Source organism: Oleiphilus sp. HI0080 (assembly GCF_001635135.1).
This window is the reverse complement of sequence record NZ_LWFU01000118.1, coordinates 1-6,304: the sequence shown is the minus strand read 5'-3', so window position 1 is coordinate 6,304 and position 6,304 is coordinate 1. Positions and strand designations below refer to the sequence as shown.

At 47.1% G+C, this 6,304-nt stretch carries 8 protein-coding genes and 1 tRNA gene; 6 read left to right on the top strand and 3 right to left on the bottom strand.

All coding sequences use genetic code 11. The annotated features are described in order from the left end of the window. A partial coding sequence (locus A3751_RS01495) for a hypothetical protein (RefSeq protein ID WP_156492167.1) occupies positions 1–296 on the bottom strand: 296 nt, incomplete at its 3' end. A 215-nt stretch (positions 297–511) separates the two neighbouring features. Continuing rightward, positions 512–1,555, bottom strand: a complete 1,044-nt coding sequence (locus tag A3751_RS01490; protein ID WP_068451383.1) for a PLP-dependent cysteine synthase family protein — start codon at positions 1,553–1,555, stop codon at positions 512–514. A 247-nt stretch (positions 1,556–1,802) separates the two neighbouring features. Here A3751_RS01490 and A3751_RS01485 point away from each other — a divergent pair, with 247 nt between their 5' ends. The 3 genes from A3751_RS01485 (at position 1,803) to A3751_RS01475 (ending at position 3,090) form a co-directional block, all read left to right on the top strand. Further along, on the top strand, positions 1,803–2,429 hold the full coding sequence (locus A3751_RS01485; RefSeq protein WP_068451380.1) for a hypothetical protein: 627 nt from the start codon (positions 1,803–1,805) through the stop codon (positions 2,427–2,429). A gap of 139 nt (positions 2,430–2,568) precedes the next feature. Next, the gene (locus A3751_RS01480) at positions 2,569–2,841 is read left to right on the top strand and encodes an oxidative damage protection protein (protein WP_068451377.1); all 273 of its coding nucleotides are present in this window, start codon (positions 2,569–2,571) and stop codon (positions 2,839–2,841) included. Between the two features lie 173 nt (positions 2,842–3,014). Then, positions 3,015–3,090 (top strand) — tRNA-Phe (locus A3751_RS01475). 58 nt (positions 3,091–3,148) lie between these two features. Here the strand turns inward: A3751_RS01475 and mutY are convergent. After that, positions 3,149–4,195, bottom strand: coding sequence for an A/G-specific adenine glycosylase (gene mutY / locus A3751_RS01470; protein ID WP_068451374.1), 1,047 nt, complete (start codon positions 4,193–4,195; stop codon positions 3,149–3,151). A gap of 141 nt (positions 4,196–4,336) precedes the next feature. Between mutY and A3751_RS01465 the strand changes: the two genes are divergently transcribed. The 3 genes from A3751_RS01465 to hisH all read left to right on the top strand — a co-directional run bounded on the left by A3751_RS01465 (position 4,337) and on the right by hisH (position 6,287). Further along, positions 4,337–4,801, top strand: a complete 465-nt coding sequence (locus A3751_RS01465) for an SRPBCC family protein (RefSeq protein ID WP_068451371.1) — start codon at positions 4,337–4,339, stop codon at positions 4,799–4,801. Positions 4,802–4,980: 179 nt separating this feature from the next. After that, positions 4,981–5,574 (top strand): imidazoleglycerol-phosphate dehydratase HisB, encoded by a 594-nt coding sequence (gene hisB / locus A3751_RS01460; protein ID WP_068451368.1) that lies wholly within the window; start codon positions 4,981–4,983, stop codon positions 5,572–5,574. A 71-nt stretch (positions 5,575–5,645) separates the two neighbouring features. Next, positions 5,646–6,287 carry an imidazole glycerol phosphate synthase subunit HisH gene (gene hisH, locus A3751_RS01455; protein WP_068451365.1) on the top strand — a complete coding sequence of 214 codons (642 nt, stop codon included), beginning with the start codon at positions 5,646–5,648 and terminating at the stop codon, positions 6,285–6,287. Positions 6,288–6,304: the final 17 nt, after the last annotated feature.

Below are 6,304 nucleotides of genomic sequence, written 5' to 3'. Positions count from 1 at the left end.
AGTGAAAAATAATTCAGCGATAGCATGTGGGCTTTTTTGAAATTCCACTCAAGATCAAAAACGGGCTGGGTGCTGCTGTCCTGAAGACGTAAATCGGCTTCAAAGCTTGCCTGTCCTTGCAGGTCGGTGTTGCCGCCGATCAGGGCAGAACCAATGCTGCTATCGATATCAGAAAAGAACGCGCCAACACTCAGTTTGACACCATCTCGCTCAACCGCCGCTACCGACAGACTGCAAAGGGCAAGCGCTATGGCGATGGTGGGTTTCAGTAGGCTGGCTTTAACATTCAGTTTCATTCGAAAGGCTCTTGTTGAATTGGGACGATTAGATGACGCAATAGTATGATTAAAAAGCCGTGGCTGCTAGAAAGTTACAGTTGAATTTTAATCCGAAGCTAACTAACCAAAGCTAACTAAGCAAAGCTAACTAACTAAATCTAACTAAGCAGAGCTAGCTAAACTAAGCCCTGCAAGAGTGCAGGGCTAAAACTGGCAGAATCAAATTTGGAGTGTCAGTCCATTTGAGCGCTTGGCGTTGATTTTGAGATCGCGATTTCTTCCTCATTCATCTCAATCTCGATTCCTTCAAACAATGGCGTACTCAAGTAGCGTTCGCCAGTGTCCGGAAGCATGACTAGCATATTGCTACCCTCAGGCGCGCTCTCAGCTGCTTTCAGGGCGGCTGCGAAGGTACCTCCGGCAGAAATGCCGACAAAGACACCTTCTTCTCGCGCTAGGCGCTGTGCGCATTGAATCGACTCAGGCCCATCTACCGTGATCAGCTGGTCAATGTACTTTGAATTGACCGCATCTTCGGTCAGTTTGGAAATGAAGTTTGGTGTCCAGCCTTGAAGAGGATGTGGGGAGAAAGCCTCGTGCGGCTTGGCCGGCGAACCATCAGCATTGCGTTCCTGCTGTACGCCACTCTCAAGCAAATTTGCGCCAGAAGGCTCGGTCGCGATGACTTTTGTCGATGGACTTTTTTCACGCAGGACTCGAGATACGCCCTTTAGCGTTCCGCCAGTTCCGTAACCTGTTACCCAATAATCTAAACCAATGTCAGAGAAGTCGCTGAGGATCTCTTCGGCAGTGGTTTTTGAGTGAAAGTCTGCGTTGGCCTCGTTCTCAAATTGACGCGCTAGAAACCAATCGTTTTGTTTAGCAAGTTCAACGGCCTTGTCGTACATTCCCTGGCCACCTAAGGGAGCCGGTGTAATGACAACCTTGGCGCCCAAATAACGCATTAACTTTCGTCGTTCTACTGAAAAGCTGGCGGCCATTGTCACCACAAGAGGGTAGCCTTTTTGCGCACATACCATCGCAAGGCCGATACCCGTGTTTCCACTGGTGGCCTCTATAACTGTTTGGCCTGGTTTTAATTTTCCGGATTTCTCGGCATCTTCAATAACGGCTAGAGCTAGGCGATCTTTTACAGAAGCCATTGGGTTGAATGCCTCCATTTTAACGAACATATTAACGTGCTTTGGGCCTAGCTTATTTATCTTGATGGATGGTGTATTGCCAATCGTGCCGAGGATGTTCTCAAAACGTGCCATAAAGCGCTCCGTGTAAGCCGTGAAGAATGTGTTTTCGTTTTCGCGTTTGAGGATAGGGCGCACAAAACTGAAAAACAACAGTTAAACTCGTCAAAATGCAATTGCGGCTTTTAAGTCGCTCTATTTGAATGACGATTGGCATGAAGCTATTCCCTGTTTCGTTGCAGTTGGTTAGGATGAAACCAAGACTTTTAGGCGGCTTAGTATCGACTTTGATAACAAAAACGAATTACACGGAGACACTGGAATGAAACGAAATACCCATGCTTTTCCATTGCTTGGCATTATTATTCTGATTTTTAGCTTATTCGCGGGCTGCGCTTCGACGAGCCAAAAGGTAGATAAGCCTCTAGAAGCTAAAGTGGATGAGAAAAAAGAGATCGTCGAAGGGGTGCCAGGTGGCGTTGCTACCCGTACCTCTAAAATTGAGGCGAAGGTTACTGATATCGACTATCAGAAGCGTTCTGTCACCCTAACTGATGCGGAAGGGAATAGCAGAACGATGACTTTGGGGCCTGAGGTTCGACAGTTTGATGCGCTTTCAAAGGGCGATGATGTGTCGATCGAGTATATCGAGGAACAGGTGGTTTACTTAAGTGATGAAGACAAGTACGTAGAGGATCGTGCCGCGCTCACCGGTGGTGTGTCTCCTGATGCCTCATCGCCTGGTTCTGCATCTGTTGAGGTGATCGAGCTGGTTGCGACCGTAACAGCGGTTGATTTGGAAAATCATAGCGCGACTTTGGTGTTTTCTAATGGTAAGACCGTTGAGCAGGAGGTTCGGCCCGATGTTGAGCTTTTAGAATCTTATGTTGGTCGTCAGGTGGTTATTCGACATACCACAGCGATTGCCATAGCGGTCGAAAAAATGTGATCGATACTCGATTGAAGATCTTAGGTCATTGGATGGCCGTTTTGTCTGGCGGTCGGGGTGATTTTGCTCAGAATGTGTTGTTTTTATTCTGGAAAAGCTACACTCCGCTTTGTATTTAAAAACTTCAATGAGATGCTAAATGACGCGAAAAGTATTCTGTCGAAAATATCAAGAGGAGTTGCCTGGAATCGCTGTTCCGCCGATGCCGGGCGCTGCTGGCCAAGATCTATATGAGAATGTGTCAGAGAAAGCCTGGAAAGAATGGCAGGCGCATCAAACGATGCTGATCAACGAAAAACACCTTAATATGATGGACCCATCTGCGCGTAAATTTTTGAAGGAACAAATGGAAAAGTTCTTGAGTAATGACGATTTTGAGCAGGCTGAAGGCTATGTTCCGCCTACAAAATAACCAGTTTCTAGTGAGTTCGCATTTAGTGAATAAAACTGCTTGACTCAATAAATCGAAACGGTTTTAATACGCCCCCGTTGAAGGCACAGCCTCAACGAAGCGCTAATCCAACCCCATCGTTCTAAGCGTATTGGAGTAGGTAAAGCCCAGTGAAGCAACACTGTATAAAACATGCCCGGTTAGCTCAGTCGGTAGAGCAGGGGATTGAAAATCCCCGTGTCCGTGGTTCGATTCCGCGACCGGGCACCATTATTTCGAAAGCCTCGCTTATAGCGAGGCTTTTTTGTTTCAGTCTTTCTAATCTAACCTATCGTCTGAGATACGCGCTAATTGGCGCAGGCAAGCCTTTCTGCTTGATCTCGTCTCGGCCTAACCATTCCAGGGTGTTTTCGGAAATAACATTCTTTGGTTTTGCGCAGCTAATTTGTACTGGGTATGCCATGAGCGTGTAATGACTGAAGATATGCTTAAAGGGCGTCTCTTCAGCAATCGACAAACAGCGTAGCCCTAGGCTTTGTTCAACTTGCTGTTCTATTTCATCAAAGCTAAATTCTCGGCTTAGCTCGGGGAGTGAGTAAAGCCCTCCCCAAATTCCTGTAGAGGGTCTTTTCTCAAACAAAATGGATGCTTCGTATTCCATTTTAAGTATCCATAGCTCTTTAACAGGCTTCGGTTTTTTCGGTTTTGATGAGGGGCGTTGTTTTACTGTCTCGTTCTTGAAGCTTAAGCAAGTGTCGACAAAAGGGCAGGATAAACATTCCGGTTTAGCCCGCGTGCAAAGCGTCGCACCGAAATCCATGATTGCTTGTGTGTAGTCATCGCAGCGTTTATTTGGGGTATATCGTTCTGCTAGTTTCCAAAGCTGATTTTCAATCTGTTTCTGTCCTGGCCAGCCTTCAATGTCATGCAGTCTGGTAAGCACCCGCTTTACGTTTCCATCTAAAATGGGGTGTGCGTTTTTAAAGGATATGGATAGTATTGCGCCCGCGGTTGAGCGTCCGATCCCGGGCAAGGCCATTACCTCCTCGAGACTTCTTGGGAATTCATTTTCCCATTGCTCGGAAATTATTTTGGCAGTTTTGTGTAGGTTGCGTGCCCGAGCGTAATATCCAAGCCCTGCCCAGTGCGCGAGCACATCGTCTTCGTTCGCTTCGGCCAACGCCTCGATGGTGGGGAAACGGCGCATAAACCTTTGATAGTAGCCAATGACCGCTGCCACCTGGGTTTGTTGCAGCATGATTTCTGAAACCCAAACACGATAGGGGGTTTTGTCTATCTGCCACGGTAAATCTTTTCTTCCGTTTGTGTCGAACCAGGAGAGAAGCTGTGAGGTAAAGCCAGAATTCGGGATCATAGGAGAGAGAATTGTGTGTTGGCCGAGAATCTAATATGAGTTGTTGTCATGAGACATGCTTTTTAAGTGCGAAGTGTTTATGATTTGTCTCAAGCGCGCTAACGCTAACGCGCCAATAACAATTAGACAAGAGGAATCTCCATGGCGTTCAAAGTGAATATTGATATCGATAAGTCTTTTACGGTTTCGGCTGATTTGGCGACGACGTTTGCCTTGCTTTCTGATGTGCCAAAATCGGCTGAGCATTTTCCAAAAGTGGATCAACTGATAGATCTTGGTGACGGCACTTATCGATGGGAAATGGACAAGGTCGGTCTGGGTGATCATGCGATACAAACGGTGTACGCAAGCACGTATGAAACGGATGAGAATGAGGGCACTGTTGAATGGACTCCGGTTAAAGGCGAGGGCAACGCGCTTGTTTCCGGTAAGTGGTCGTTGGAAGAGTCGGGTTCGGGCACTACTGCGCGGTTAGTGAGTTCTGCTGAGCTCGAATTGCCGATGCCTAAGCTATTGAAGATGGCCATAGCGCCAGTTGTTAAGCATGAGTTTACATCAATGGTAGATACCTATATCGAAAACATTCAGGAAGAATTAAACGGTTAGTTTGATGTGATTTTAAGCTGAGTAAATCTTGGCCGTCGTAATCGAATCAAAACCCTCAGCTCTGGCTGGGGGTTTTGTGTTTTTGACGGTAGGCTCAGGCGTTGAATCAGGCTATAATTCCGCGCCTAACGGGTGCAACGTCTGGGTTGGCCCTTAATAGAAACCAATTGGAGTGATGCATGAGCGCGAGAACGGCGCAAGTCGAGCGGAATACCCTAGAGACGCAAATCCAGGTTGCCGTAAATCTTGATGGTACTGGGGAGGCGAAATTTGATACTGGTTTGCCTTTTCTTGAGCACATGCTTGATCAGATTTGTCGCCACGGCTTGATTGATATTGAGGCACATGCGAAGGGTGATCTGCATATTGATGATCACCACACGGTTGAAGATTTGGGGATTACCCTGGGCCAGGCGTTTGCCAAAGCGGTAGGGGATAAGAAAGGTATTCGACGATATGGCCACGCATATGTGCCATTGGATGAAGCCTTGTCGCGCGTTGTTATCGACTTTTCGGGGCGTCCTGGTTTAGAGATGGATGTGCCCTTTGTGAAAGGCTCTGTCGGTAAGTTTGATACAGATCTGTTCTACGAGTTTTTTCAGGGCTTCGTGAACCACGCTTTAGTGACTTTACACATCGATAACCTGAAGGGTAAGAATGCCCATCACCAAATTGAAACCGTATTTAAAGCATTCGGTCGAGCTTTGCGCATGGCGCTTGAGCTTGATGATCGAATGGCCGGTATCATGCCTTCGACCAAGGGTTGCCTGTAGTTTAGCAACGCATTAGTAGTATTGGACGGTAGCGTATTACGCTGCCGTTTTTGTTCTAGGTAAGACGAACTATGAATTCTATCGCCATTATCGATTACGGTATGGGAAATCTTCACTCGGTAGCTAGTGCTCTTGAGCATGTTGCGCCAAGCGCTCGGGTCATAGTGACCGCTGATCCAAGTATCATTCAGGAGGCTGATCGCGTTGTGTTGCCGGGCGTTGGGGCAATGCGTGATTGCATGGCTGAAATGAATCGTTTGGGCGTTGATAAGATCGTCGCGAACGTGTCTAAAGATCGACCTTTTCTTGGAATTTGCGTTGGAATGCAGGCGCTGATGCAGCGCAGCCAAGAGAACGGTGGTGTCGCCTGTCTCGGGCTATTTGATGGTGATGTAGACTATTTTGGCAGTGATCTAAAAGAAGATGGCGTGCGTTTGAAGGTTCCACACATGGGCTGGAATCAAGTTCGTCAGCATGCACATCCACTGTGGAATGATATTGAGGATAATGAGCGATTCTACTTTGTGCACAGCTATTATGTGCCTACCTCAATTGATTCAAGTTTAATTGCTGGTCAAAGTCGCTATGGTGTTGATGTGGTTGCTGCACTTACGGATGGCAACGTATTTGCTACGCAGTTTCACCCTGAGAAAAGTCAGCACGCTGGTCTTCAGCTGCTCAAGAATTTTAGTAATTGGAATGGCCGAGTTTAAGTCGGCCAAAGTTGGAA